General features: G+C 68.7%; 19 protein-coding genes and 8 pseudogenes. 14 read left to right on the forward strand and 13 right to left on the reverse strand.

Annotated elements, in window-relative coordinates:
• Positions 1-12: 12 nt before the first annotated feature.
• The 4 genes and pseudogenes from AB0I23_RS32945 to AB0I23_RS32960 form a co-directional block, all read right to left on the reverse strand.
• A pseudogene (locus tag AB0I23_RS32945) lies at positions 13-753 on the reverse strand (Tn3 family transposase); the annotation flags it as partial.
• Between the two features lie 305 nt (positions 754-1,058).
• Positions 1,059-1,853: pseudogene (locus tag AB0I23_RS32950) on the reverse strand (Tn3 family transposase); the annotation flags it as partial.
• 104 nt (positions 1,854-1,957) lie between these two features.
• Positions 1,958-3,418 (reverse strand): aromatic amino acid ammonia-lyase, encoded by a 1,461-nt coding sequence (locus AB0I23_RS32955; RefSeq protein WP_359114844.1) that lies wholly within the window; start codon positions 3,416-3,418, stop codon positions 1,958-1,960.
• Positions 3,418-4,758: an MFS transporter gene (locus AB0I23_RS32960; protein ID WP_359114845.1), complete on the reverse strand. Its 1,341-nt coding sequence runs from the start codon at positions 4,756-4,758 to the stop codon at positions 3,418-3,420. Before AB0I23_RS32960 ends, AB0I23_RS32955 begins: the two co-directional genes overlap by 1 nt.
• A gap of 427 nt (positions 4,759-5,185) precedes the next feature.
• Here AB0I23_RS32960 and AB0I23_RS41820 point away from each other — a divergent pair.
• Positions 5,186-5,805, forward strand: a pseudogene (locus AB0I23_RS41820) (IS256 family transposase); the annotation flags it as partial.
• A gap of 117 nt (positions 5,806-5,922) precedes the next feature.
• On the opposite strand, the gene AB0I23_RS32975 reads toward AB0I23_RS41820, so the two are convergent.
• Positions 5,923-6,903: a LysR family transcriptional regulator gene (locus AB0I23_RS32975; protein ID WP_359114851.1), complete on the reverse strand. Its 981-nt coding sequence runs from the start codon at positions 6,901-6,903 to the stop codon at positions 5,923-5,925.
• Between the two features lie 81 nt (positions 6,904-6,984).
• Here AB0I23_RS32975 and AB0I23_RS32980 point away from each other — a divergent pair, with 81 nt between their 5' ends.
• The 5 genes and pseudogenes from AB0I23_RS32980 to AB0I23_RS33000 form a co-directional block, all read left to right on the forward strand.
• On the forward strand, positions 6,985-7,800 hold the full coding sequence (locus AB0I23_RS32980; protein WP_359114854.1) for a HalD/BesD family halogenase: 816 nt from the start codon (positions 6,985-6,987) through the stop codon (positions 7,798-7,800).
• A gap of 138 nt (positions 7,801-7,938) precedes the next feature.
• Entirely contained in the window at positions 7,939-8,214 is a 276-nt protein-coding gene (locus AB0I23_RS32985) for an aromatic amino acid lyase (protein ID WP_359114938.1), read from the forward strand.
• Positions 8,215-8,318: 104 nt separating this feature from the next.
• Complete coding sequence (locus tag AB0I23_RS32990) at positions 8,319-9,419, forward strand: S-(hydroxymethyl)mycothiol dehydrogenase (RefSeq protein WP_359114857.1); 1,101 nt, start codon at positions 8,319-8,321, stop codon at positions 9,417-9,419.
• Complete coding sequence (locus AB0I23_RS32995; protein ID WP_359114859.1) at positions 9,416-10,021, forward strand: MBL fold metallo-hydrolase; 606 nt, start codon at positions 9,416-9,418, stop codon at positions 10,019-10,021. Before AB0I23_RS32990 ends, AB0I23_RS32995 begins: the two co-directional genes overlap by 4 nt.
• 203 nt (positions 10,022-10,224) lie before the next feature.
• Positions 10,225-10,500 (forward strand): annotated as a pseudogene (locus AB0I23_RS33000) (helix-turn-helix domain-containing protein); the annotation flags it as partial.
• Positions 10,501-10,653: 153 nt separating this feature from the next.
• Here the strand turns inward: AB0I23_RS33000 and AB0I23_RS33005 are convergent.
• Positions 10,654-11,430 (reverse strand): ATP-binding protein, encoded by a 777-nt coding sequence (locus AB0I23_RS33005; RefSeq protein WP_359114864.1) that lies wholly within the window; start codon positions 11,428-11,430, stop codon positions 10,654-10,656.
• Positions 11,430-12,944 carry a Mu transposase C-terminal domain-containing protein gene (locus tag AB0I23_RS33010; protein ID WP_436847041.1) on the reverse strand — a complete coding sequence of 505 codons (1,515 nt, stop codon included), beginning with the start codon at positions 12,942-12,944 and terminating at the stop codon, positions 11,430-11,432. Before AB0I23_RS33010 ends, AB0I23_RS33005 begins: the two co-directional genes overlap by 1 nt.
• 425 nt (positions 12,945-13,369) lie before the next feature.
• Here AB0I23_RS33010 and AB0I23_RS33015 point away from each other — a divergent pair, with 425 nt between their 5' ends.
• The 3 genes and pseudogenes from AB0I23_RS33015 (at position 13,370) to AB0I23_RS33025 (ending at position 17,342) form a co-directional block, all read left to right on the forward strand.
• Complete coding sequence (locus AB0I23_RS33015; protein ID WP_359114870.1) at positions 13,370-14,005, forward strand: hypothetical protein; 636 nt, start codon at positions 13,370-13,372, stop codon at positions 14,003-14,005.
• Between the two features lie 103 nt (positions 14,006-14,108).
• Positions 14,109-14,402: pseudogene (locus AB0I23_RS33020) on the forward strand (telomere-protecting terminal protein Tpg); the annotation flags it as partial.
• 249 nt (positions 14,403-14,651) lie between these two features.
• The gene (locus AB0I23_RS33025) at positions 14,652-17,342 is read left to right on the forward strand and encodes a SpoIIE family protein phosphatase (protein ID WP_359114940.1); all 2,691 of its coding nucleotides are present in this window, start codon (positions 14,652-14,654) and stop codon (positions 17,340-17,342) included.
• Positions 17,343-17,451: 109 nt separating this feature from the next.
• Here the strand turns inward: AB0I23_RS33025 and AB0I23_RS33030 are convergent.
• The 3 genes and pseudogenes from AB0I23_RS33030 to AB0I23_RS33040 form a co-directional block, all read right to left on the reverse strand.
• Positions 17,452-17,628, reverse strand: a pseudogene (locus AB0I23_RS33030) (IS5/IS1182 family transposase); the annotation flags it as partial.
• Positions 17,629-17,743: 115 nt separating this feature from the next.
• Positions 17,744-18,960, reverse strand: a pseudogene (locus AB0I23_RS33035) (ISL3 family transposase).
• Positions 18,961-19,016: 56 nt separating this feature from the next.
• Positions 19,017-19,523, reverse strand: coding sequence for a hypothetical protein (locus AB0I23_RS33040; RefSeq protein WP_359114873.1), 507 nt, complete (start codon positions 19,521-19,523; stop codon positions 19,017-19,019).
• Positions 19,524-20,224: 701 nt separating this feature from the next.
• On the opposite strand from AB0I23_RS33040, the gene AB0I23_RS33045 reads away from it, so the two are divergent.
• Positions 20,225-20,665 carry a VOC family protein gene (locus tag AB0I23_RS33045; protein WP_359114876.1) on the forward strand — a complete coding sequence of 147 codons (441 nt, stop codon included), beginning with the start codon at positions 20,225-20,227 and terminating at the stop codon, positions 20,663-20,665.
• Between the two features lie 17 nt (positions 20,666-20,682).
• Positions 20,683-20,910 carry a hypothetical protein gene (locus AB0I23_RS33050; RefSeq protein WP_359114878.1) on the forward strand — a complete coding sequence of 76 codons (228 nt, stop codon included), beginning with the start codon at positions 20,683-20,685 and terminating at the stop codon, positions 20,908-20,910.
• 588 nt (positions 20,911-21,498) lie between these two features.
• Here AB0I23_RS33050 and AB0I23_RS33055 read toward each other — a convergent pair.
• From AB0I23_RS33055 to AB0I23_RS33065, 3 genes are all read right to left on the reverse strand, one after another.
• Entirely contained in the window at positions 21,499-23,040 is a 1,542-nt protein-coding gene (locus AB0I23_RS33055) for an HAL/PAL/TAL family ammonia-lyase (RefSeq protein WP_359114880.1), read from the reverse strand.
• A gap of 284 nt (positions 23,041-23,324) precedes the next feature.
• Complete coding sequence (locus tag AB0I23_RS33060) at positions 23,325-23,957, reverse strand: hypothetical protein (protein WP_359114883.1); 633 nt, start codon at positions 23,955-23,957, stop codon at positions 23,325-23,327.
• A gap of 41 nt (positions 23,958-23,998) precedes the next feature.
• Positions 23,999-24,241 (reverse strand): hypothetical protein, encoded by a 243-nt coding sequence (locus AB0I23_RS33065; protein ID WP_359114886.1) that lies wholly within the window; start codon positions 24,239-24,241, stop codon positions 23,999-24,001.
• A 252-nt stretch (positions 24,242-24,493) separates the two neighbouring features.
• Between AB0I23_RS33065 and AB0I23_RS33070 the strand changes: the two are divergent.
• From AB0I23_RS33070 to AB0I23_RS33080, 3 genes and pseudogenes are all read left to right on the forward strand, one after another.
• Positions 24,494-24,633 (forward strand): annotated as a pseudogene (locus AB0I23_RS33070) (WhiB family transcriptional regulator); the annotation flags it as partial.
• Positions 24,634-24,649: 16 nt separating this feature from the next.
• Complete coding sequence (locus AB0I23_RS33075) at positions 24,650-24,982, forward strand: YkvA family protein (RefSeq protein ID WP_359114888.1); 333 nt, start codon at positions 24,650-24,652, stop codon at positions 24,980-24,982.
• Between the two features lie 61 nt (positions 24,983-25,043).
• Positions 25,044-25,973 carry an LLM class F420-dependent oxidoreductase gene (locus AB0I23_RS33080; RefSeq protein WP_359114891.1) on the forward strand — a complete coding sequence of 310 codons (930 nt, stop codon included), beginning with the start codon at positions 25,044-25,046 and terminating at the stop codon, positions 25,971-25,973.
• The last annotated feature ends 118 nt before the right edge of the window (positions 25,974-26,091 follow it).

Genomic DNA, 26,091 nt, shown 5'->3' on the forward strand with positions numbered 1-26,091 from the left:
ATGCGCCGGCCCTCAGCCGTCTTCCCCTTCGTCCTCGATGGCATCGGGGTCGCGGAAGGGCCGCAGGCCCTGGCCGGGTCCGCTGGCCTTGATGTTGAACAGGTAGCGGCCCAGGAAGTTGATGTGCCGGTCCTTGAGCGGGGAGAGGCGGGCCACGTCCTCGTCCTTGATGTCGTGGCCCGCCGCGCGGAGCCGGGCCACGGCGGCGTCCAGATAGCGGGTGTTCCACAGCACCACGGCATTGAGGACCAGACCGAGGGCGGCGAGCTGGTCTTCCTGGCCCTCGCGGTACGCCTGGCGGATCTGGCCCCGGCCGCCGTGACAGATCGCGCGGGCGAGCCGGTGGCGGGACTCCTGCACGGTGAGCTGCCGGTTCATCAGCCGCCGGTAGGTGTCGTCCATCGGGTCGACCAGGGCGAGCAGGTGCATGGTCTTGTCGATCCGCCCATACTCGGCGAACGCCGCCCCCAGCGGGGTGGGGTGGCCCTCGCGGCCGAACATCCGCAGCAGGTCGTAGGCCCGGACCTGGTTGGTGATGAGCGACCCGGCGACCCGGAGCATGTCCGGCCACTGCGTCTCGATGCGCTTGAGGTTGACCTTGTTGCAGGCTACGGCCTCCAGCGGCCCGTACCCGGCGGCCGGCTCCCCGCCATCGTCGGACAGGTCGGCCCGCCAGAACCGCTGATCGGCCAAGTCGCGGAAGCGCGGGGCGAAGCGGAAGCCGAACATCTTGTACAGGCCGAAGGCCATGTCGACAGTCGGGACACCCGCAGGCAAGTCCGTACGAGCGATCGAGTCGCCACTCTTAATCAGCAGTTACGGGGCGTCCCGGAAGGCCGGCCGACGGAGTCGTGAAGAGCCCTTTGACGGGCAGGCTGCTACGAGTCGCATCCGGCCTTCCTGGCCGGACGCGGAGTTTACCGCCCGACCGGGTGCCCACCTGCACGCCCGTACTGTAGCGATCCTGATCGCAGCTCTTAATTAGCAGCGAGGGCGAGCAGCGCACCGGTGTCCCGGGGCTGCCGCTCAAGCCCGATCGAGCCTGCTTGAAGGGTACGGGAGTACGAGGCGTTGTCGATCGCCACCATCTCCGGCTTCACCCCGCCGTCCAGGTTCAGCAGCGTGTCCAGGGTGTAGAGGCTGTCGCGCGGGGTGCCGCGCACGACCATGGCCCCGATCCCCGCGACCTGGTCGTTGACGGCATTCAGCCAGGTCACGCCGCGTTTGTAGCCGTAGTACTTGGGTGAGGGGCCGGTGTTGATGCTCTTGACGGGGACGACGAAACGCAGGCCGTCGACGGAGGCGAGCAGGCCACCGGCCCACATCTGGGCCAGCTCGATTTGCGACTGGGCGGTGATGAGTGTGGCGTTCGCCGCGGCGATGGTATCGGCGCGCACGTAGTTCTGGTCGACGTGGGACAGGCGCGAGCGGGTCAGGGCCTTGTTCTCCGGGTCGATGACCGGGGTCAGGCCGATGTTGCAGCTCTGCGAGACGAGCAGGGCGACCAGAGAGACGAGCAGGCCCTCCATGCGGGTGCGCCGGTCGGAGACGTGCCCGAAGGAGTCGAGGAACGCGGTCCAGGAGTGAACCTCGAACAGCAGGTCCGGCAGGTCGATCCTGGGGAGCATGGCCTCCGTGGTGGCCTTCAGCCAGGTCAGGGACCCCGGTTCGCCCACCGCGCCGAGCTTGTCCACCGAAAGGCGGGCCCGGCCGCCGCCCTCGGGGACGACGATCTCCACCTTCGCGTCGTCGCCGGCTTCCTCCAGGCGGTCGGCCATCTGCCGCCACGCCGCGTCCAGCCCGCGGGTGAGCTGGGCCAGGTGCTCGCCGGCGTCCTCAGTCAGGGACAGGCCCGTACGTCACTGTGTGTCAGGCTGGGGCGTGCTTGAGGGAGCAGGCCGCGTGGAGGGCCTGTGTGGGCTGCGGCTGAGGGCCATGACCCGCCTTTCGTGACGGCTCAGGTGGGACGGAGCAGTAGTGCGGCTGCGGTGTGGATGTCGTCGGTGAGCTTGCGGTCGGCGAGGTCCGGGGAGAGGGCGTCCGCGGCGGCGCGGTGGAAGTCGCGGAGTTCTCCGGCCGGGGGTTTGAGCCCGCGCATCCGCAGGGCACGCACGGCGGCGACGAGTTCGCAGCCCAGTACGAGCGAGACCTGGTTGACGGCCTCGAGGATTCGGCGTGCACCGGTGGAAGCGAAGCTGGCGTGCTCCTCGACGCCACGGGAGATGACGGCGTGGCCGACGGTCACCGGCTGGGCGCCGCCACGGAGTTCGGCGAGGGCGGATTGCGCTGCGTACTCGACGATCATGATGCCGCTGCTGCCGTCGTCGGTTTGGGCGAGGAAGGGCGGCAGTCCGCCGGTGAAGGCGGGTTCGACCAGGACGCCGAGGCGGGAGGTGGACAGGGACGCGGTGCCGAGCAGGGCGAGGCGGAACTGGTCGAGGGCGAGGGCGAGGCTGGCCATGTGGAAGCCGCCGTGGTGGTGGTAGTCCTCGTGGCCGGGCTGGTCCGGGGCGAGGTCGAGCAGGGGGTTCTCGACGGAGGAGTTCAGCTCGATGGTGAGGACGGAGTCGAGCGCGGCCCAGGAGTCGAGTGCCGCGCCGTGGACCTGGGGAAGACAGCGGAACCCGAAGGGGTCCTGCACAAGGGCGGGCTGCCAGTCCGAGTGGGCGAGCAACTCGCGCATACGGGCGGCGGCCTGCCCGGCGCCCACATGCGGGCGCCGGGCGTGGACGGAGGAGGCGAAGGCCTCGGTGCCGCCGCGGACGGCGGTGAGGGTGAGTGCGGCGACCAGCGGCAGCCGGTCGAGGAGCAGCCGCAGATCGGTTGCGGCGAGGGCGGACTGGCCTATGGTCAGCGCGCTGCTGGACATGAGCGGCAGGGCGTCCCAGCGGGTGATCGGGACGGGCAGGGGGGCGGGGCCGTCGCCACCCTGCCAGGGGAGTTCTCCGGCGAGGGTGAGGCCGAGTTCGGCCAGGGCGGTGAGGTCGGCCGTGCCGATGGCGCCGAGGGCGTGCACGGCGGGGGCGTGTCCGCCGGCGAGGGCCTGGGCGAGGGCGTCGACGACTGTGTCGCCGAGGGCCGAGCCGGCGCCGAGGACCTGGTTGAGGCGCACGGCGAGCATGGCGCGGGCCTGGGCCTCGGGGACAAGAGGGCCGATGCCGCCGCTGTGGCTGCGCAGCAGGCGCAGGCCGTGGGTGTCGGCGGCGGCGTCGGGGACGGGGGTGGTGCGGTTGGCGCCGACTCCGGTGGTGTGGCCGTAGACATGGCGGCGGGCGGTGACGCGTGCGGCGGCGGCGCGGGTGGCGGTGACGCGCTGCCGGGCCGCGGGGGCCACGACGGAGGTGGTCCGGCGGCGGGCGAGGGCGGTGACCTGGGAGGGGGTCAGCGTGGTGCCGTCGAGTACCAGTGTCTGCGACATCAGTGGATCCATTCCTCGGTGGTGACGGTGTCCTTCGTCTCGGGCGCCCAGGCGAAGCTGACGACGGTGCCGAGCAGCAGGACGAGGGTGAGCCAGCCCATGGACCAGCCGATCCCCAGAGAGCTGAGGCTGACCGGGAGCACGAACGTGCCGACGGCTGAGGCGATGCGACTGGCGCCGTTGAGGAAGCCGACGCCGGAGCCGCGCAGTGCGGTGGGAAAGAGCTCGGCGGGGTAGATCTGGGTGATGTTGGAGGCGGCGGCCATGACGAAGGTGTAGATCAGGAAGGGCACCATCAGCCAGGCCCCGGAGGTGTTGCCGAGCAGCGCCATGACGCCGAGGCAGGCGGTCATGATGGCGAAGGTCCAGGCGGTGAACGGGCGTCGGCCCATCCGCTGCACGGGCCATAGTCCGATGACACCGCCGGCCAGCAGGAAGAGGTTGAGCAGCAGATTCTGGGCGTCCGGGTCGGAGACGTGCAGGGTTTCCAGAATGCTGGACATGAAGGTGTAGATGGCGAAGTAGGGCAGCACCTGGGCGCTGTAGAAGAGGACACCGAACCAGGTGTTGCGGCGCTGCCCCTTGGCGAAGAGGGCGCCGTAGCGGGTGACCGGGGCTTCAACGGCCGTGGTGCTGACCGGGAGGGCGGTGTCCTGCCCGAGGTAGTCGCGGCGGATGGCGGCGGCCTCCTGATGGCGGCCGCGGCTGTCGAGCCAGCTGGGGGACTCGGGGGTGCCGATGCGCAGCAGCAGGACGAGCAGCGCGGGCAGCGCGCCGGACGCGAGCAGCCAGCGGGCGGCAGAGTCGGTGAGCGGTATGTAGGTGCCGAGGATGTTGGCGAGGACGTAGCCGACGGTCCACAGGACGGTGAGTGAGCCGAGGAGGATTCCGCGGAGGCGTCGGGGGGCGAACTCGGAGAGGAGGGTGGGGCCGACGGCGTAGTCGGCGCCGAGGCAGAAGCCGATGACGAGCCGGAGCAGGAACAGGGTGAGCGGGTCGTGGGCCCAGTACTGGGCGGCGGACGCGAGGGCGATGAGGACGAAGTTGTAGAGGTAGAGTTTTTGCCGGCCAATGTGGTCGGCGAGGCGCCCGAGCAGGATGCTGCCGAAGAACAGCCCGATCAGAGCGGATGAGCCGAGCAGTCCCTGCCAGACGCCGGAGAGCCCCATGGTGTGGGCCAGTACCGGGAGCACGGCCCCGATGATGCCGAGGGCGTAACCGTCGGAGAAGTTGGCGCCGAACGTGGTTGCGGTGACACGGAGATGGAACACCGTGAGGGGCTCCCTGACGATGCCGGTGTGACTGCGGTCGGCATTCGCCCGCCTTACCTTGCTGTCCATACACGCCTCCGTAGGGCAGATGCAGATGAGGTGCGCTCATCGTGCATGAAGTAATCCAGTCAGACAATGCCTGGCTGAAATTTCTTATGCATCGACGTGCTGTCGCGCGCCCCCGGCACTGATGCGCGCAGCGGGCGCCGGCCGGCTGACGCTCCACCGCCGACTCGCCCGCGACCGGTGTGTGCCGCCGCGTCACGCCTTGCGTATCGGTACATCGATGCGCAGGTCAGAGCTGGGCGCACAACTCCCGCGAGGCCTGGTCCACAACGATGGTCTGCACAGGAAGCTGCGGTCGCGGGGCCTGGCGCAGCGGGTATTGGCCGGTCACTCAGGCGGCTCCCCGCGGCCGCCGGCTTTGCCGCACACCCGGCCTCGGCCCCGCGCAAGCGGGCGCGCAGCCCGACAAGGAGCCCGGTGAGCGGGCCTGAAGCACCTGTCCGGCGTGCACGAGATGGTCATCTCCCTTGCAGCGAAGGGCCTGACGAACCGCGACGTCCAAGCCCACCTGGCGCAGGTCTGCGGCGCCGACGTCTCCCGCCAGACCATCTCCACGACCACCGACAAGGTCCTCGACGACAGGGCCGAGCAGCGGAACCGACCCCCGCACGCCGGCTGCCCGGTGCTCTTCCTCGACGCGATCCACACGCAGATCCGCGATGGTGCAGTGGCCAACCGGCCCGCATGCGCGGCCCTGACGGTCACCGCCGGCGGCCGGCGGAGAATCCTCGGGCTTGCGGGCCGGTGACGGCGGTGAGGGCGCCAAGCACTGGCCGCACATCCTCACCGAGATCAAGAACCGCGGCGGGAACGACGTCCAGATGCAGTTCTGCGGCAGGTTCAAGGGGCTGCCCGAGGCGGTCGAGTCCGTCTGGCCGCGCACCGCCGTGCGGACCTGCGTGGTGCACCTGATGCAGAACTTCTCCCGCCATGGCGCCCGCCGGGACTGGGACAAGATCGCGAAGATGCTCAAGCCCCTCTGCACCGCGGCGACCGAGGAGGCTGCTCCGGAGCGGTTCGCCGAGTTCGCTGACAACTGGGGGGAGGAAGTACCCGGCGATCGCGGGTGCTGCCGCGAGCAGTGGATACCGCATGCGCCGGTGATATTGCACGGACAGGAAGTCGCCAGCTCCTACGGCACTACGAGTTCACGCTCAGTACTCGAAACTACTCGAAACCCAATGTCTTCGGCATTCGGGCTTCCAGCTCTGAGGCGGCCACTCGCGACTCGTGGATGAATCCGGAAGCCGCGTCCGACAGCGGTCGATTCCGATGCCAGGCGATCCCGACGATGCGCGGACTGACCTTGGCCAGCTGACGCACGCATAGGTCGTCCCGGGAGTGGTCGATTCCGAGCCATGGCATCACTGCGGCTGCGTAGCCTTGGGCAGCGAGGCTGAGAAGAGTGGAGTTGTGATTGCTCCGAAAGACCACTCGGTCCCTGTAGGCCGGTCGACCCAAGCGCGTTTCGATCGTGTGAGCCGACCGGAGTTCGCCGTACGACATCAGAGGCAGATCTGTGTTCTCGTCGAGATCGATCGGTTCCACGCTCGAGGCTACCGGCGAGTGCGAGGCAGTCACCAGGACGTACGGGTCCCTCAGGAGCGCTTGAGTCTGGAAGGGGCCATCCGGGAGAGGGAAGACCACGAATGTCAGATCAAGGTCGTGGCGCTCTACGCGCTCAAGCAGCTCCCCGTCGTCCGGTAGCTCGGTGAGAACGACTTGTACCCGGGGGAATTGCTTTTGATAGCCGGCCAGGACCGACGGTATGAGATGTGCCCCCACGCTCTCGTAGCAACCGACGCGCAGGATTCCGGCCGACCCCGAAGAAAGCGCCTCGATATCGGTAGCGGCCCTCTGCAGGGTTGCCGTCAAGGACTCGGCATGGTGAAGAAGTATCCTTCCGGCCGGAGTCAGAGATACAGATTTTCCGCCGACCGAACGATTGATGACGCGGTGCTTGATCACCGATTCCAGCCGCCTGATCTGCTGGCTCACTGCGGATTGCGTGTATCCGAGTTCGGCTGCAGCCTCCGTGAAAGAACCCGACCGCGCCACCTGCCTCAGCGTCACGAAATAGCGTAGATCAAGCCGGGCCCACAAAGGAGTAGTCAACGTTCCTCCATAAGGGAAATTTATGACCCCCACAACTTACGCTCGCTGGTGCTTATCGGCCAGCAGGGGCCAGTCTTGTCGCGACATCGTTCCGACCAGGAAGGAGGCGTCCCCATGAGTGGGTCCTCTCTGATCACCGCCGTAGAGCAGGTGATCGACCTTGATCGCTACCCCATCGACAAGCTCGACAGCCCGAGGGGCCGAGCTCTTGTGGCCTTCTGCCGTGCGTCGCTCGCGTTCGAGGGCGCGTGTCAGCTGCCCGGCTTTGTCCGCCCCGAGGCTGTGGAGCTTCTTATCACGGAGGCGCTCGAGAAGCACGGCGTGGCCTACCGGACCGACGACACGCACAACGTGTACTTCGAGCCCGTGCCTGACGAACCGTCAGAAAACGATCCGGCCGCAGCGCTGCAGCACAGCTCAAAGTCGGCGATTGCCTGGGACCTGATCGGCCCCAGCTCACCCCTCCGCATCGCCTACGAGTGCGATGACCTCACCAGGTTCCTGGGCGAGGCCCTCGGCATGCCTGAGTTCCACCCGTACGCCGACCCGCTCGGCGCCGCCTCGCTCATGCTGTTCGAGAAGGGGGACGAGCTCGGCTGGCACTTCGACCGATCGCCGTTCGCAGTGACCCTCATGCTTCAGCCCTCCACGGTCGGAGGGGACTACGAGTACCACCACCATCTCCGCAGCGCGGACGACGAGAACAAGTCCGACGTGACGTCGGCCCTGCAGGGCGACCTGCCGGGCAGGATCAAGCTCTACAACGCCCCGGGAACTCTCAGCATGTTCCGGGGGCAGTACTCCCTTCATCGGGTCTCGCCGATCGAAGCCGATGAGGTTCGCATCAACGCCGTACTGGCGTACTCGGCGAAGCCCGGAGACAAGCTCAACCAACTGACCCAGGAACTGTTCTACGGCCGCACCGCCTAGACGAGGTCACTCCCGCAGCGTGAGCTGCGGGAGTGACCCCTCTCACTGGACCCCTCTCACTGGTAGGCCTGAGGAGTCGGATCGTGCGTCCGCCATCACAGTTGATCTCTCCGGTCGTACGCCGATCGGTCTGCGGTCATTGCGCCCGAAGCATGGGAGAAGGCCACACGGGCCAGTGAGGCTCGATCGGAGCGAAGCCGTGACCGCGTCTACGGGGCCAGCACTGGCGGGGGAACGAATCGGACGGCTCAGGCAGCCGCAGAGGAGAGCGTGGTTGACCTGAGGCCGCTGCTTTGCAGCCACCGTGCCGGGGTGGGGCCTGTTGAATCCGCAGGGCTCACCCGGGCTGCCCTCACGATTCGCCTCGCCCAGCTACTGGCCGGGTCCTGCCTGCCCAGGTGGGCGCAGGCCTGAGGGTTGCATTCCTCCAGGCCGCGCTGATGGGCGGCCATTCCGGGGCGGGTGACAGGCCGGCACAGCGGCGCCGAAGGATCGAACTTTTCAACACGGGAGCACACATGCAACAAGTGAAGGCAGTCGTCGCGCGGGGTCAGGACCGGCCCCTCGAGGTGGTCCGGGTCAACGTCCCCGATCCTGGGCCCGGCGAGGCGCTGGTGAAGGTGCAGGCCTGCGGGGTGTGCCACACCGATCTGCACTACCGGGAGGGCGCGATCAACAACGACTTCCCGTTCCTGCTCGGGCATGAGGCGGCAGGCGTGGTCGAGGCGGTCGGCGAGGGGGTGAACGGGGTGGCGCCAGGGGACTTCGTGATCCTCAACTGGCGTGCGGTGTGCGGTCAGTGCCGTGCGTGCGGCCGCGGTCAGCCGTGGAACTGCTTCGCCACCCACAACGCCACGCAGAAGATGACGCTGGCCGACGGCGACCCGGATGCCGGTGCAGAACTCACCCCGGCGCTGGGCATCGGGGCGTTCGCGGAGAAGACCTTGGTGGCCGCCGGCCAGTGCACCAAGGTGAACCCGGCCGCCGACCCGGCCGCAGTCGGGCTGCTGGGGTGCGGGGTGATGGCCGGCATCGGCGCGGCAATCAACACCGGTCAGGTGACCCGCGGTCAGTCGGTAGCCGTCATCGGCTGCGGCGGTGTCGGATCCGCGGCGGTGATGGGGGCCCGGCTCGCCGGCGCCGCGAAGGTGATCGCGGTGGACGTGGACGACCGGAAGCTGAAGTGGGCGTCGTCGATGGGCGCCACCGACACGATCAACGGTGCGGCGACCGATCCGGTGAAGGCGATCCGAGAGCTGACCGATGGCTGCGGGGCAGACGTGACCATCGACGCTGTCGGGCGCCCGGAGACCTGGCGGCAGGCGTTCTACGCTCGGGACCTGGGCGGCACGGTGGTGCTGGTCGGGGTACCGACTCCGGACACGCGGATTCCCGACGTACCGCTGTTGGACGTGTTCGGTCGCGGTGGGGCGTTGAAGTCGAGCTGGTACGGCGATTGCCTGCCCTCGCGGGACTTCCCGATGCTGGTGGACCTTTACCAGCAGGGGCGGTTGGATCTGGATGCCTTCGTCACCGAGCGAATCGGCCTGGACGACATCGAGGAGGCTTTCGCACGGATGGGCCGCGGCGAGGTGCTGCGTTCAGTGGTCGTCCTGTGACGCGCACCCGGGTAAACCACACCACCGCAAGCGGCACATTCAGCCTCGACGGCCAGGTCTTCGAGGTCGACAACAACGTATGGGTGGTCGGCGACGACCAAGAATGCGTCGTGATCGATACACCTCACGACGTGGACCGGATTCTCGCTGTGGTCGGCGCCCGCAGGGTCAAGGCGATCCTTTGCACCCATGCCCACGACGACCACGTCCGGGTGGCGCCACGGCTGCAGCAGCAGACCCAGGCGCCGATCTTCCTCCACCCCCACGACCGGCCACTGTGGCAGCTGACCCATCCGACCGAACGGTGGGACGTCGATCTCGCCGACGGGCAGGTCATCGAGGTCGGGGACGTGCTCCTGGAGGTGATCCACACCCCGGGGCACGCACCAGGGGCGGTCTGCTTCCGCTCCAAGGAACTCGGATGCGTGTTCACCGGCGACACCCTCTTCCAGGGCGGCCCCGGCGCGACAGGCCGTTCCTACAGCGGCCACGACACCATCCGCGCCTCGATCCGTGACCGACTCCTCACCTTGCCGGACGACACCGTGGTGCACACCGGCCACGGTCCCGACACCACCATCGGCGCCGAACGGAAGAAATGACGAACCACCATCGACCGGCAAGCAGGTCCCCGACGCGCTCGAAGCCCGCAATCTCCTTCATTGACCACCCCTGCCCGACCGACGACAACAGCCGCCAGTCCGCTCGCTGACGCGCTGGTGCTATGACCGCATAGGTTCGCCGGGTTGGCAGCCGTGACGGGTGGAGGTGCGGTGCCGTCCGATCCGACCGCTGGAGAGGCGCGGTGGCCGAGCCCGTCCGTGCGCGCAGACCGACCGACCAGGAGGGGCATCGACTGCAGCAGATCGTGCGCCGGGGCAGCACCAGCACGGTGCGGTACCGGCGCGCGACGATGCTGCCGGCCTCGACCGGGAACCGTGTCCCGGTGATCGCCCAGCGGGTGCAGGCCGACGAGGACACCGTGCGCGATGTGATCCCCCGCTTCAACGAGATCGGCCTGGCCTGCCTGGACCCTCCCCTTCCGGGTACTCCACCGCCGGAGAGCAGCCCCCGCCCCCAACCACGCCACTGCGCCGGCATCCATGACACCGATCATCCACCGATACCCGGCGAGCGGTGCCGGTGTGACCACATTTACCGGACAGTCCTTATAGGCAGCATTGGTCGTCTTTGTCGATGAGGACAGTGACGGCCGGGAGGACAACGGCGGTCACTACATGCCGCCGATTTTGCTGTAGACCCAGCGTACGAGGTCTTCGTCGACTTTCTTGAGGTTCAGTTTCTTCATGCCGGCGGGGATGTGGGTGGCGATGTTGGCCCAGTTGCGGAAGCTGCCGCGGGCGGCCTGTTTGTCGATCGCGTCGATCAGCGCGGTGTCGACGTCTGCCCAGACGGGGTGGAAGGCGGGGATCGTGGCCCGTACTTCGTCCTTGGACATGCGGGTGAATTCCTGCCAGATGAAGATCCTGGAAGCCAGCATCGGTTCGCGGCGCAGGACCTTGTAGCAGCCGTCACCCCCGGCGAAGATCACCGCGATGTTGGTGCGTTTGTCGTCCCACAGATGGCGCCAGAACTCGAACCCGGTCTTCTTCATCCACTGCGCCTCGTCGCAGACCAGGACCCGGAACTCCTCGGCGAGCGCCTCCTTGAGCAGGGTGTCGAACTCGATCGGACGGGCCGGCGGTCCACCCGGCAGCCCCAGGGCCTGGAAGAGACCATGCCGGATGTCGCGCGGGGTCGGTCCGGCCCGCAGTTCCAAGCGGTGGGTGATGTCCGGGGCGAGGTGGCGCAGGGCCGAGTTCACCGACATCGTCTTGCCGGATCCGGCGGGCCCGTAGACGCACATCATGGCCTTGGCCTCGATGACGGCCTCGATGTTGTCCCGCGTGGTCAGCAGCGTGCCGGTGCCCACGAGCTGTGCCTGCTCCAGGCCGAGGAAGTGGTCTTCGCTCTCGTCGGGCAGCAGTCCGTAGTCCAGGTCAGCGATCATCAGTCTTGGTCCTCATCAGGGGTGGGCGTGCGTGGTGGCCTGGGGCGGGCCCACGTCTCGGGCGCGGGGCCGTGCGGAATGAAGTCGGGACGGGCCAGCGCACGGCGGTTCGTCTGCGCTGCTGCGCCCAGCTCCGCTTCGGCCTGCGCGGAGGACGGGGAGGTGAGAGGACGGGGCGGGGCGGCGGTGGTGGAGGCTTCGAAGCGCCGGCGGCGTAGTTTCTCCGCGGCTTTCAGATCGGCTTTGAGCCGGCGGGCGGCCGCGGTGCGTGCGGCTTGGACGGAGCGGATCTGCTCCCTGCTCGCGGCGGCGGCCAGGAAGGCCGATCCGAGGTGGCGGCCGGTCGCGGCGTCGAAGACTTCAAGGGTGTCGTCGTGGTGGGGCAGGTGCCGTACCGAGATTTTGGTGCCGGTACGGCCGTTCATCCAGGGGGCGAGGTAGTCCCGGCGGCGCCACCGCACCCCGCTGGTGCTGATCGTGTACGTACGGCCGTCGTCCTCCAGCGCGAACGTCGCCAGCTGCCCGGCGGACACATCCGTCAGCGGTGTCGCGTCGGCCTGCCACGCCTCGACGGGGGTTTTCCCGTTCAACGCGGACGGGTGGTGGCAGGTGTTCCACCAGGCCACCCAGTCCAGCAGCAGGCCCACGAACGCCTCGTAGGTCAGGGGCGGGGCGTCGGGGTCGGCGAGATGGCCGCCGGTGAGTTTCTGGCGGCCGGTGTAGCAGGGGAGTGAGACGAGGAACATCTCCTCCACCGCGTCGTTCAGCGCCTCGATGGTGCCCTTCAGATGCGGGGTGTAGGCGGGCAGATCGGTCACGGGGACGGCGAGCGCGCCCATCGCCGCGGTGACCGTCGCGCACAGGAACTCCTTGCCGCGATTGACCCGGATCTGACCGGGCAGCCCGCCCACCGGCCCGAACGGCTCGGTGCGGGTAATCGCAATGCGCCAGGACGCCAGCACCGCGTCCCGGCTCGGCGCGGGCGCGGTGACCGCCACCCCGGTGATTGCCTTGGTGGCGCAGTCGATGAACCAGGTCACCCACGAAGTGGCCAGCTCACCCTCCACATCGACCCCGACGGGCACGTGCTTGTGGTCGCCCTCCCACACCGCGTTGCGGTGCGTCGCCGGCCGCTGCCCGAAGACGTCATGCGCGCCCCGCGCCGCTTCCCCGCTCTTGAGGCCGGCCCGTTCCCCGCGGGTCAGGTCCCGGCGGATCGCCCGGTGCAACGTGGAGAGCGACGGCACCGCGGGCGCTTCCGGATCGTCGGCCGCCCGCTGCACCAGCTCGGCGTGGACCCGGGAGGCGTTACCGCCCCACAGCGCCAGCAGCCGCCGGACTTCCGTGGTGACCGTGAAATGGGACGACTCCATCCGGGCGAGGCGATGATCCTCCCGGGCAGCGGCCAGCCACCGCCACACCGTCCGCTCCGACTTCCCCAACGCCCGTGCCACCAGGCGCACATGCGTGGCCGTCAGCTCTCCACGCCCGTCGAGGTCCAGCAGCCGGGGCATCGCCGCCGCCCGCCCCGACGCCTGCGGGAACACTGCCACGGACTATCTACGGGATCCTCGCCACGGCTTCCCGGCATGTGTGGCCCCTCTCCGCCGAATACTGGACAGCACGGCTTGCCGCCCTGGTCTCAGGTATCCCAGCCCTTCAGCACCCAACTGACCGGTATCGGCATACGACTGACAGCAACCATTGCCCTCCGATACACCCGTGCACGCACACGAAACGCCACCGCGACTGAACCGTCCCTGACGGCACCGCGCCGACGGACGCCGGCGAAGTCCTGCTCCACGGCACCAACGCAAGGCACCGCCCGGCACACCCGCCAGCCAAAGGATCCGAGGATCCTGCCGCGCCTCGTACTGGTGAAGCCTCCGGCCTTCTGCCCCGCCCGTCCACGGGACGGGGGACACTGACAGCCATGTGGATGGGGCTGGAGAAAAAGGATGCCAAGGCCGCGCTGGAGGGCGTGATGCCGTGGCTCGCGCCGACCGGGAAGGCGGCTGCGAAGGCGCTGAAGAAACTGGACCGACCGCTGCTTACGTGGACACAGGAGTCGCAGGCGTACCTGTTCGACTCGGCCGCGCACTACGCCGAGTTCGCCGATGAGCCGGGTGGCCTGTCTCCGCTGGAGAAGAAGATCGCTGCTCTGCCGCCGCGGCGGGAGTGGAGGATGGAGCGGATCTGGACCCCGGATGAGGAGTCCAGCGAGGAACACGACGCAGCGTACGAGAAGGCCAACGTGACGATCGGCGGCCGCCTGCTGCACCCCCGCGATCTCGACTCCTACGCCACCTTCGCCTACGAGTACGCCGGCCTCGAAGACGAAGGCGACTTCACCGACGCCGAAAACGGCACTGGCGACCTCACCACAGCCCTGGCATGGGCGGCCGCCGGCGTCTGCGTCCTCCAGCAGTCCCTCCCGTACCCCTTCAGGGACGTCCTGCTCTACGGCGACACCGACAACCGCCCCGCCCACCGCATCCTGTTCGCCTACGCCTCGCTGCTGCGCCTCAAAGACCCGCGCAAGGCCGCGCCCTGGTTCACCGCGCTGGGAAGCTGACCAAGCCTCAGAAGCGGCTCCAGGCCGCCTGGTGTAGGCAACCGAATCTGAGTGGCAACCGCAGGTCAGGGCACAGGCGCGCGAGCAGGCAGCCACCTCCAGCGGCATGATGGTAGAGGTGACGGCGTACTTCGGATTCGTTTGCAAGGGCAGCTCGGACGACGGCCGCGAGCGCACCATCACCACGCCGATCTCACCCACCTACGCCGCGCAGATCCTCCAGCTTCGGGAGGATGGTGCGATGGAGGAGGAGCTGCATCCGATCGTCGCGGGGGTCATCACTGAGTCGTATTTCACGGAATGGGGCACCAGCGCCGCTGGCCTGCGTGCGGATTTTACGCACGTCCAGTCAATAGATTTCCGGTTCTGGCACAGTCGAATTTCGGGCCTGCCATAAACCATATTCGGCGGGCCGCCGCACAGCGCTCTGGCGGCCCGCTCCCGAATCCGCACCACGAATACGAGGCCGAAGATGACCACGCCCTGGCCGCCCCGGCGCACTGCGCGCCGACAGCTCGCCCGTCGGTTCGCTGGTTGGCGTGCGCGGAGACGGCGTGAGGTTCCGCGTCCGGGAACGGAGCAGCCGACTCGTCCCGCGAACGAACGGGAGATCCAGCACCGGTCGCCCGGGCGGCGCCTGCGCTCCCTGGTGAGCGCGCGGAGCGTCGCCGGTCAGGTGTTCCTCCTGCAGCTGGCGGTCGTGGTGCTGCTCGTGGCCGCGATGGTGGTGACGCTGGCGGTCCAGGCCCGGCACCAAGGGACAGAGAATGCCCGCGACAAGGTGCTTTCCGTCGCCGAGGCGTTCGCGAACTCCCCCGGGATCGTGCAGGCGCTGGACAGCCGCGATCCGAGCGCGGTACTGCAACCATTCACCGAGAGGGCCCAGAAGCGGTCCGGCGTCGACGCCATCGTGGTCATCAGCACGGACGGGATCCGGTACACCCACCCCGACCCGCATCGGATCGGGAAACACGTAGTCAAGGGCGACCCCTACCGGAAGGCGGTGAGGGGCACGGCCCTCACGGACTCCGAGGTGACTCCGCTGGGCGTTTCGGTCTTCGCGGAGGTCCCCGTCTTCCGGCCCGACGGCTCGGTCGCCGGCGTCGTGTCCCCCGAGATCAAGGTCAAGAAGGTGAACGAAGCGGTGGCCGGGCAGCTTCCGGTGCTCTTTGGCGCCGCGGGCGGCGCGGTCGCCCTGGTCGCGGGCGGGTCGGCGCTGATTGGCCGGCGGCTGCTGCGCCAGACCCGCGGACTGGGCCCCGCCGAGATGACTCGCATGTACGAGCATCATGACGCGGTGCTGCATGCGGTGCGCGAGGGCGTGCTCATCGTCGGCGGTGACGGGCGGCTGCTGCTGGCCAACGACGAGGCGCGGCGGCTGCTGGAGCTGCCGGCGGACGCGGAGCAGCGCCAGATCACCGACCTCGGCCTGCCCCCGGGCGCCGCCGAGCTGCTTTCCTCGGGACGGACGGCCACCGACGAGGTCCATCTGGCTGGCGACCGGCTGCTGGCCGTCAACGTCCGGCCCGTCGAGCACTACGGCGGCCCGGTCGGCAGCGTGGCCACGCTGCGCGACACCACCGAACTGCGCACACTCGCAGGCCGGGCCGAGGTGGCCCGTGAGCGCCTGCAGTTGCTCTACGACGCGGGCGTACGGATCGGCACCACGCTGGATGTGGTGCGCACCGCCGAGGAGCTGGCGGAGATGGTCGTCCCGCAGTTCACCGATTTCGTCACTGTGGAGCTGCTGGATCCGGTGCTGCGTGGCGAGGAGCCGGCCGAGGCAAGTACCGAAATGCGCCGCACCGCCGTCAGCGGCGTCCGTGGCGACCCGCCTCTCTACCCCGTGGGGGAGCTGATCCGCTTCGCCTCCACCAACCCCATCGCCGCCGGGGCGGCCGGCGGCCACGCTGTGCTGGAGTCGGACCTCGCCGACTCCGACGGCTGGCGGGCCCAGGATCCGGAGCGGGCGCGGCGGGTGCTGGAGTACGGAATCCATTCCCTGATCTCGGTGCCGCTGCAGGCCCGCGGGGTGGTGCTAGGGATGGCCAACTTCTGGCGGGCGGACGCCTCCCCTCCCTTCGGGGAGGAGGACCTTTCCCTCTCCGAGGAGCTGGCCAGACGTGCTGCGTTGTGCATCGACAACGCCCGCCGCTACACCCGCGAGCACACCCTGGCGGCCACTCTGCAGCGCAGCCTGCTGCCCCGCACCCTGCCCGAGCAGACCGCCGTCGAGGCTGCCCACCGCTACCTGCCCGCCCAGGCCGGGGCAGGCGGCGACTGGTTCGACGTCATCCCCCTGCCCGGCACCCGGGTGGCCCTGGTGGTCGGCGACGTCGTCGGCCACGGCCTGCACGCCGCCGCCACCATGGGTCGGCTGCGCACCTCCGTATACAACTTCTCCGCACTGGACCTGGCCCCGGACGAACTCCTGAGCCACCTGGACGAGCTGGTCGCCCACATCGACCACGACGAGGCCGATGGCCAGGGGGTCACGGGGGCCACCTGCCTGTACGCCATCTACGATCCCGTCTCCGGCCGATGTACTGTGGCCCGGTCCGGCCATCCCGGCCCCGCCCTGGTCGACCCCGACGGCACCGTCACCTTCCCGGACGTACCCGTCAGTCCCCCGCTGGGCCTGGGCGGCAGCCTTCCCTTTGAGACAGCCGAATTCACTGTGTCCGAGGGCAGTCAGCTGGTCCTCTACACCGACGGGCTGATCGAGGACCGGGACCGCGACCTCGACACCGGAATCGAGCAGCTGCGCACGGCCCTGGCCGATTGTGTGGACCGCACCCCGGAGGCCACCTGCCAGACCGTCTTCGCCACCATGCTCCCCGAGCGCCCCCGCGACGACATCGCCTTGCTGGTGGCCCGGACCCACCTGCTGGACCCGGCCCGGGTTGCGGACTGGGAGGTGCCCTCCGACCCGGCGGCCGTCTCCCGCGTCCGTACCGACGTCACCCGCCAGCTGGAGACCTGGGGCCTGGACCAGGTCGCTTTCACCACCGAGCTGATCGTCAGCGAACTGGTCACCAACGCCATCCGATACGGCACCCAGCCCATCCGGCTGCGCCTGCTGAACGACCGCAACCACCTGATCTGCGAGGTCGCCGACGGCTCCAGCACCTCCCCCCACCTGCGGCAGGTGGCCACCACGGACGAGGGCGGCCGCGGGCTGTTCCTCGTCGCTCAGTTCGCCCAGCGCTGGGGCACCCGGTACGGCGCCTGCGGCAAGGTCATCTGGACCGAACAATCCCTCCACGACGCCGCAGCCGAACCCGGTGCGGGCCTCGGCGACAACCTGTTGGATCTATGGACTGACACAGAGCTGTGACGGCGGCGTATTCGGTTGCAGCGCAACTGCTGGTGCGGGTCGCGGATCTGGATCCGGGTCTGCGGCCGGCACTGCAGGTGCTGGTCGAACCTGATGTGCGGGGCGATCCGACCCGGCGGATCGCGGCAACCAGTTGCGTAACGGTGTCCTGGGTGGCGACCGCGTCGTCCAGCACGGTGGAGTCCAAAGCCCGCCGCCGCCGGCCTTTGAGGACGCCCGTGGCCGCCACGACCTCCCTGACCTTGTGGAACGGCCGGTTCGGGTCACCGGAGCGTTGCAGGCGGCGGCCTCCCCGGCCTCGATGTCACTCATCACGTCAGCCATCAACTATCGCTTCCAGATCGGGAGTTACACCGTTCACCGGGCTCTGTCCCGTAATCGGTGGTAGCGCTATGTGGTGGTCATTGGAGGAGGATGCGGTGGCGGAGCAGGGGAAATCCGGCTCGGCCGTGCATCTGTCTCGTGATCCTTTTGGTGCGTGTGTTGACGCCCTCGGTGCGGCCGTTGTGGTGGGGGTGAGTGAGGCCGGCGTTGACCGCGGCGCGGTCGAGTTCGAGGCCGTTCGCGAAGGTGTGCAGGTGGGGCAGGTTGCAGGCGCGGACGGCTGTGATCCACTCGGTGAGCTTGGTGTCGTTGCCGGTGGCGGGGGTGAGGAGTTCAGCGAACTCCTTGACGAGACGCGCGAGTTCGGTCATCTCGGGGTAGGCGGCGGTGAGTTCACACAGGAGTTCGGCGTCCTTGTCCCGCAGGTTGTCGGGGTGGGTGAGGAGAAGGCGGGCGAGGCGGCGCGGGGTGATGACGGGCCGGTCGCCCTCGGCCCGGCCCTGGGTGATGTAGCGGTAGAGCAGATTGAGGCTGCCGGTGTAGCCCAGTTCCTTGATCTCGCGGAAGAGCTGAAGCACGGGGACGGCGGGGTCCGCGGCCCGGCGGGCGCGCAGGTGGTCGCGGTAGGGGTCGACGAGGGTGGGCCGGTACTTGCGGGGCCCGGCGCAGGGCGTTGGGCTCCTGGGTGCGGGCGTAGCGCTTGACGGTGTTGAGGGCGAGGTTCGGGCGGCGGGCGCATTCGAGCAGGCCGACGCCCTTGCCGAGGAGGTCGTGGACCTGGTGCCAGCGTTCGCGGGTGGTCTGCCCGCGTGCTCCCTCGGGGCGGGGTGGGTTGACGGTGGCCCAGCAGGAGCTGTGGGAGCGGACCTCGGCCAGGGCCTTGTCGCAGAGGTTGTGCCACAGGTGCCACCGGTCGCTGACCTGCACCGCGGCGGGCAGGGCCCGGCGTATGGCCTCGCCGTAGGCGCCTGAGCCGTCCCGGCAGACGATCTCAGCGCCGGGATGTTCGCGCAGCCACGCCTCAAGGGTGTCCGCGCTGCGGTCGGGGAGTACGTCGATCCGCTCGCCGGTCTCGGCGTTGATCACGATGGTGGCGTACCGCCACGTCCGCCACCGTCCGGCCGTGAAAGCCGTGCACCCGCCCGGTCGGCGTCCCGCACACCGGACACGGCACCGGATCATCGCGGGTACGCGCCACCACCCGGACCAGCTCACCCTCATCCGCCACACCCTCGATGACCAGGGCAGACAGACCCGAAAACACCACACCCACAAGGGCATTGACCTCAAGCACGCCCCAGCCTGACACACAGTGACGTACGGTCACCACCGATTACGGGACAGAGCCGTTCACCGTACAGACCCGCCGAGACCGCCCCTGCCGTGGCGGCTGAGGCCGGACCCGACCGCCTGGACGGCCTCCCCGCCCGGTTCCGGCCAGTCATCGCGGACACCAGCAGTGAGGGCCTGGCGCTTTTCTGAGGCCATGGTGACGAAGCCGAAGGCCAGGGCTGTCAGGCGCCGACGCAGAGCGTCGTAACGGCGGCTGTACTCGGCTCGGAGGTGGTGTGCGCCGGTGGTGGTGTGGCGGAGCGTGCGGGTGTCACCGATTGCCGGGGCGGGGTGCTGCACGAGGTCCCAGCAGGCATACGAGGCCGGGTGCCGGGCGGCCAGCGCACGGGCCCGGGTCACGGACGAAGCGGCCCTCGACTGAGCGGCTCCGAAATCGAGCCGCCCATCCCGCCAGACCACCGCCTCCCCGTCCAGCACCGTGCCCGGCCGCAGCGCCATGCCGGCCAGGGCCAGGTCCATCCAGTACGGCGTGACAACCCTCCCGGACGGGGCATACAGAATCACGGTGTCATCGGTGCGCCGCAGTACAACTCGGTGCCCGTCGTTCTCCAGACTTCCTGATGTCTCATGAGACATCAGGCGCCGACGCATCGGTCACCCCGCCGCCGTGATGTCGCCAGGGGTGAGGTCATCCCGAATACGCAGGTAGCGCACTGGGTGCCGGTGCCGGCCGCGGTCGACCGCTGTGTCAGCGCGTACCTCGGCGACGAGGTTCGGCTGGACGGTGACGTACCGGAGCTTGTTCCCAGAGCCCCATCCAGCGCTGATCTGCATTCCCGTCCACGGATGCTCGGGCCCGCCGGGGGTCAGCGCGGCCCCCAGCTCGCGCCGGCGCCGCGCGGCGGGGCCCGGACGGGTGCGGCGAGGGCGGGCGGCACGGGGAACTCCACCCGCCAAGGGTGACCCGGCACCGTGAATTAATTGGGGAGGCGCAATGCTCAAGCGCGCACGCTGCGAATCGTCGAGGAAGCATTGAAAAGCGGGGACGGCATGCTGCGGCTGATCGTCTTCATGGGAGCGGCCACCTGCGCCGCACTCACCCTCGGTGGTGGCGCCTGGCTCGCGGGTCTGCTGTAGCGGTGCTGAGGCGCGATCTAGATTTTTCGGAGTTCGGCGGTCTGAGGATGTCGAGAACGTGCCACCGGCTCCGTCCCAGGGACATCAGCGGCCACCACCGGCCGCACGAGGAAGAAGGAGAAACCAGCATGGCGATTCAGCGGATGGACAACGTCGGCATCGTCGTCGAGGACATGGATGCCACCATCGCGTTCTTCGTGGAACTCGGTATGGAGCTGGAGGGCAGGGCGGAGGTCGAGGGCCTCTTCGCCGACCAGTGCACCGGACTCGACGGCGTCCGCTGTGACATCGCGATGGTCCGGACCCCGGACGGTCACAGCCGGCTCGAGCTGGCGAAGTACCGCAGCCCCGCGGTGATCAGCGCCGGGCCGCGCAACCGGCCGCACAACATTCTGGGCACGCACCGCGTCATGTTCGCCGTCGACGACATCGAGGACACCGTGGCCCGCCTGTGCCCTCACGGCGCCGAACTTGTCGGCGAGATCGCCCGGTTCGAGGACGGCTATCTGCTCTGCTACATCCGCGGCCCGGAGGGCATCATCGTCGGACTGGCCGAGCAACTGCGCTGAGAAGGAGAAACCGAACCATGCAGCCGAACGAGATCATCGAGGTTCTGAACCGCCCGATCAGCCAGGAGCTGCTGGCCCGTGACGTGACCCGCCTGGCCTACGTCGCCAAGGACAGAACCCCGCGCAACGTACCGATCGCCTTCACCTGGAACGGGTCGCACATCGTCATGTGTACGACGAAGAACGCGCTCCAGACTCCCGTGGCCACCCTCGCGCACAGGCTCCTGAAACGACGGCACCAGTAGGTGAGACACATCTGAGTGTCTGGAGAACCGTCGAACTTCGGCTCGAACCACCACCCCGGCCCCTCGGGCAGCCTCGGGACCGCCTGGGCCAGCGCCACCTTGATCGGGAACTCCACACTGCCGATCCTGCGGGCCGACTACCTCTGCTGCGCGACGGGCGGTCCGAACGAGCCCTATGCGCCCGGCAGCCTGACCTCGCGGCCCCCACGATGCGGGAGATCGGCCAGTGCGCCGTACTGCCCCGGCTTGGTACACACCGAGACCGGTGGACAAACCAGCGCACGGCGCCTGACTCCGAGGCGGCCCTCGCGACCCGGGCCGAGTCGTACCGGCTCCACGTCGAGATCCGCAGTAGCGCCTTCCGGTTCCGCCTCTTCGCCCGCGGCCCGCAGGCGCAGCATCTCGCCGAGCAGGGGTTTGTACCCGTGCTCCCCATATCCGGACTCCACCCCCGAAGGGACGTGCTGAGGGGCGCCAGCTACGGCTGGCGCCCCTCGCGGCCTCTAGCTAACGATTCGCCCTTTCAGGTCAGGTTGACCGTCGACGGCGGGCGGATAACGCACCGCGCCGCCGGTCCTCAGCCCGACCTCAGTGACCCAGCGGGCCCACCACGTCCTCGGCGACCCGCAGCAACTCCCCGTTTCGCACGAGGTGGGTGATGTGCTCCATGTCGGCGTGGAAGACCCGGTCCTCGTAGACGGTCGGAACGGTCTCCCGGATCCTGGCCCGCAGCGCCTCCGCGGCCGGCGAGGGTGAGAGCGGCGCGAGCAGGTCGAGCGCCTGCACGGCGCACATCACCTCGATCGCTACGACGTAGCCGAGCTTGCGCGCCGCCCGGTAGGCCTTCAGCGCCGCCAGATAGGCGTTGCTGACCGTGTCCTCTTGATTGGCCGAGGTGGTGACGTTGTCCGCGGATGCGGGCATCGCCATGCCGCGCAGTTCCATGGTCAGCGCGGCGGCCGTGTACTGCGCGATCATGTAGCCGCTGTTCAGCCCCGGCCGGGGGGTAAGGAACGCGGGCAGTTCGCTGAAGTTGCTGTTCACCATGCGGTCGGTGCGGCGCTCGGACACCTTGGCCAGCACCGTTATCGCGTTCACCATGGAGTCGGCCTGGATGCCGACGTACGTGCTGTCGCAGTTCGCCCCCATCAGCGCCACCCCGTCCTCGCCCTCGGGATGGATGACCGGGTTGTCGCCCACCGAGTGCAGCTCCTCGACGATGACCTCCCGGGCCTGCGCGAGCGTCCGCTTCGCACCGCCGTGCATCTGCGGAACGGCGCGCAGGGCCAAGCCGTCCTGGAGCCGATGGTCGAGGAATTCGGCGCTGAGCGCGCTGGATTCGGTCAGCCGCCGCAGGCTCTCGGCGACCGCGGCCTGCTCGGGGTGCCGCTTCCTCTCGTGCAGCCGGGCGTCGTAGGCGCGAACGGTGCCCTTGAGTGCCTGCACCGACAGGCTCGCGGCGATGTCGGCGGTGGCCGCCGCGACGCCGGCGTCATGGGCGGCCAGGACGGCGATCGCGGTGACCGAGTGTGTCCCGTTGGTGAGTGAAAGACCCTCCTTGCAGCCGAGCCGGGTCGGTTCCTCCCCGATCCGGTTCAACGCCTCGGCCCCGGGCAGCAGTTCGTCGCCATACCAGGCCCGGCCCTCTCCCAGCAGCACAAGAGCCATGTGCGCCTCTGGGGCCAGGTAGCCGACGGAACCCTCACCGGGTACGTGCGGCGTGACCCGGGCGTTGAGCATCCGCCGGATCAGCTCCAGGGTCTCGAGCCGGATGCCGGAATAGCCTTCGCCGAGGCCGACCAGTTCCATCAGCCCGATGGCGCGGACGATCTCAGTGGGCAGGGGTTCACCGACCGACACGGCGTGCGAGCGCACAATATTGCGCTGCAGTTGCTCGGCATCCGCCGGGGCGATCACCTCCGTGACGTTGTCGCCGAATCCGGTGGTCACCCCATACACCAAGCGGTTCTCGGCCAGGAAGCGCTCCACGAGCGCGCGGGACTTGCGCACTCGGTCGACATACGTCGCATCGAACTCGACCCGGGCGCCGTGCCGGGCGACCGCGACGAACTGCTCAATGGTGATCGGCTCCTCACCCAAGGTGACAGTGGTGATCTTGTGGGCGGCCATGGGGGTCCTCTCAGATCGGCCAGCAGTCGGTGATGGGACTCGTCAGCGGGTAGCCCGCGCTGTCGGCGCCGGTCCCGATGGCGCCGCGGGAGCGCTCGGCATTGACGGCGCGACAGCCAGGGCGCGATCGTCCGCAGCGGGCTCCGCCAGGTGGACGGCCACGGACATCTCCTCGTGCTTGACATACATCCATTCACTAGCCAGGCTGAATGAATCACTTTATTTAAAGCTTGGCAAGGGCTACATCGCAGCGGACACCGGGCGGCCATCGCGCATAGCGGGGATCACGGCAGCCTCCAAGGCCTGACATCGGGAAGTGGCTGGCCGACGCGAGGTGTGCCCAGCATCACCACGCGGCCGCGACGGACCACGGCGACGGCTTTCTCGACCTGAGCGCGCTCCTCTTCTGACAGGCCGTCGGAGGTCATGGCCTCGCTGCGCGCCCAGTCGTCGGCCTCGAAGGCCGACATGAGCCGCTCGCGGCTGCGGAGCAGATCCAAATCCATGAGCACGTCCGGGGCGATATTGGCGTCCGCGTGCCGCTGAGCGAAGGAGTGCTGGTAGGCGTAAGGAAAGATCTTGGACTTGTCGAACGGCAGCATCTTTGTCACCAGCTGCCCTTCGACCTCCACCACGACCGGCATCATGATGTCGGGCAAGGCATCGACCCGTGCTCGGTGAGCGTCGCCGATCGAGCCGCTCGGCTTTGTCCCCCCGGGGTTGGCCACCGGGCTCGCCAGTAGCTTGAGCTTGCCGGCCGGGGTGTTGGGGAACCGCTCCCGTACCCGTTCCTGCTGGTCCGTGATCACAGCGGCGGTCGCCTTCGCGATCGGCAGGCGACGGCCCAGCCGGTAGTTCTTGGAGTTGTCGTAGAGCGGGACGAGGGTGCCGTCCGGATCCTTCTCCAGGCACTCCAAGGGCAACGTGCTGATCTCGTCGGGCCGCCGCCCGGTGTCGATCAGCAGCTCGGTCGCGACGCGGAACTCGTGGTTGTTGATCTTCTCCAGCGATCGAGGTTGTCGCAGAGCTCCCGCATCACCTCGTCCGGCAGGTCGCGCCCGGCCTCGGTGTCCTCGGGCTCGTCCGGGATGTCCTCCATGGACAGTGCGAAGTCGGCCGGCAGACCCTCCAGAACCTGGCCGGGACCGATGAGGACCATGACGCGGACCCGGTTCACGATCTTCCGGACGTAGCGGATCACATTGACCCGGTGATGAGCCCCGAAGACGCCGGTCTCGGCGCTGTTCTGCGACCCGCACCACCTCGAAGTCGTCGTCGACGGCCGTCCAGTACCGAACTCCCGACGGCACATCCACCGGGAAGGCCCGCAATGCAACTCCATGATTCGACGGTTGACGCAACAACCCGCCACAAAGCCACACCCCCCGAGAACGAGTCCCAGAAGATCAACCCGCACAACGTCACACCACACCGGGCTGGCCCCCGGAGAAGCAGGGGATGCCCGATGCGGGAGCAGCGTCTGAAGTGGGCCATGGAGAACGGCCAGGACTCCGACGTATGGGGCGGACTGGGAGAGCCGAACGGCGTGCGCTGAAGCGACGCACGCGCAGGCATGGTCAGGAATCCGGATGAGGACGGACTATGCACCATGGACACCAAGGCCTGGATTCTCGTCGGCGTGGTCGCCGCACTGCTCACGATGGGGGCTGCCGGTGCACTCCTGGTCAGGTTGTTCCGCGCAAGGAAGCTGCTGATCGACGCGGGTGTCCCGCTGCGCAGCAAGGCGTTGGTGTGGGCCGCGGTGATCTACACCGTGAGCCCTGTCGACCTGATCCCCGACCCCGTCTATCTGGATGACATCGCGTTCCTGCTGCTGGCCCTGCGTTCGCTCTCCGCCCCCGGTTCCGGGCAGCTCGGGCACCGCGTTCCTCGCGCAGGGTGGCCGGGCCGCCGCGTCCGACGAGATGGCAGACATAGTTGATCGGGACAGAAGTATGTGACATACGGTAGTTGCAAAGTCGTTCTCGTCAGGGAGTGCACGCATGTCCGTCTCGCTTGGTCTCGGTCTTCCGCAAATGAAGCAGTACGACATCGGCCGCGATGTGGCCACGGTGGCACGCGCCGCGGAGGATGTCGGGTACGAGAGCCTGTGGGTCTTCGAGCGTGTCCTCTTTCCCGACCCTCCCACCCAGGGGCTGTACGGTGTACCGGGACTGCCGTGGCCCGACCACTACCGCAGCGTCGCCGACCCGCTGGTCACGCTCACGCTGGCCGCCGCTGCCACCAGCCGGGCCCGGCTCGGCACCAGCGTGCTGGTCGCCCCGCTCCACGTACCGTTCCAACTGGCGCGCTCGCTCGCCTCGCTCGATGTCGCGAGCAACGGTCGGGTGATCGCGGGTCTGGGAACCGGCTGGTCCCTGGACGAGTACGCGGCGGCCTCGGTCGCCCCCTTCGAGAAGCGCGGCGCGGTCCTGGACGAACTGCTGGACGTCTGCACGGCCGTCTGGGGTCCGAACCCGGTTTCGTACCAGGGTGAGCTGACCACCATTGCGCCGGCCGAGGTCGGTCCCAAACCGGTTCGCCCCATCCCGGTCTATCTGCCGGCCAACAGCCCACGTGCTACCCGTCGGCTCGTGGACCGCGCGGACGGCTGGATGCCTGTGGCCATGGGTCCCTCGACATTCTCCGAACAGTGGCGGCGGGTACAGGACCTGGCGGCCGAGCGTGGCAGGCAGAGGCCGATCGAGGTGTGTGCCCGTGCCAATGCGAGGTACAGCGCCAAGTCGTTTGAGGGTGCGGACCGCCAGCCCTTCCAGGGAAGTGTGGCCCAGATCGTGGAGGACTTGGTGGCCCATGCGGGAGTGGGCGTACCGGAGATCATGCTGGACCTCCAGGCAACGACGCGGGACGCCGCCGAACTGGTCGATGTGGCGGCCGAGGTGTACGAGGCGGCCCGGGCGGCGGGCGTCTGATTCTGGGCGGCCCGGCGGATGTCGGACAGAGTCCGCCTCTCGATGTACGGTCGCCTCCGTAACCCTCGGCGAGTAGCAGTTGCCATGCATGCTCGACAACGTGCCCGGCGGCCGCTGC

The organism is Streptomyces atratus (assembly GCF_040655115.1).
Classification (GTDB): domain Bacteria; phylum Actinomycetota; class Actinomycetes; order Streptomycetales; family Streptomycetaceae; genus Streptomyces; species Streptomyces atratus_D.

What these genes read in the sequence shown, in the direction of transcription:
- AB0I23_RS32980 (WP_359114854.1), top strand. Translation starts at nt 6,985, where the DNA reads ATGAGTGGGTCCTCTCTGATCACCGCCGTAGAGCAGGTGATCGACCTT.
- AB0I23_RS32990 (WP_359114857.1), top strand. Translation starts at nt 8,319, where the DNA reads ATGCAACAAGTGAAGGCAGTCGTCGCGCGGGGTCAGGACCGGCCCCTC.
- AB0I23_RS32960 (WP_359114845.1), bottom strand. Translation starts at nt 4,758, where the DNA reads ATGGACAGCAAGGTAAGGCGGGCGAATGCCGACCGCAGTCACACCGGC.
- AB0I23_RS33005 (WP_359114864.1), bottom strand. Translation starts at nt 11,430, where the DNA reads ATGATCGCTGACCTGGACTACGGACTGCTGCCCGACGAGAGCGAAGAC.
- AB0I23_RS33010 (WP_436847041.1), bottom strand. Translation starts at nt 12,944, where the DNA reads ATGCCCCGGCTGCTGGACCTCGACGGGCGTGGAGAGCTGACGGCCACG.
- AB0I23_RS33045 (WP_359114876.1), top strand. Translation starts at nt 20,225, where the DNA reads ATGGCGATTCAGCGGATGGACAACGTCGGCATCGTCGTCGAGGACATG.
- AB0I23_RS33050 (WP_359114878.1), top strand. Translation starts at nt 20,683, where the DNA reads ATGCAGCCGAACGAGATCATCGAGGTTCTGAACCGCCCGATCAGCCAG.
- AB0I23_RS32955 (WP_359114844.1), bottom strand. Translation starts at nt 3,418, where the DNA reads ATGTCGCAGACACTGGTACTCGACGGCACCACGCTGACCCCCTCCCAG.
- AB0I23_RS33015 (WP_359114870.1), top strand. Translation starts at nt 13,370, where the DNA reads ATGGGGCTGGAGAAAAAGGATGCCAAGGCCGCGCTGGAGGGCGTGATG.
- AB0I23_RS33080 (WP_359114891.1), top strand. Translation starts at nt 25,044, where the DNA reads ATGTCCGTCTCGCTTGGTCTCGGTCTTCCGCAAATGAAGCAGTACGAC.
- AB0I23_RS33075 (WP_359114888.1), top strand. Translation starts at nt 24,650, where the DNA reads ATGGACACCAAGGCCTGGATTCTCGTCGGCGTGGTCGCCGCACTGCTC.
- AB0I23_RS33055 (WP_359114880.1), bottom strand. Translation starts at nt 23,040, where the DNA reads ATGGCCGCCCACAAGATCACCACTGTCACCTTGGGTGAGGAGCCGATC.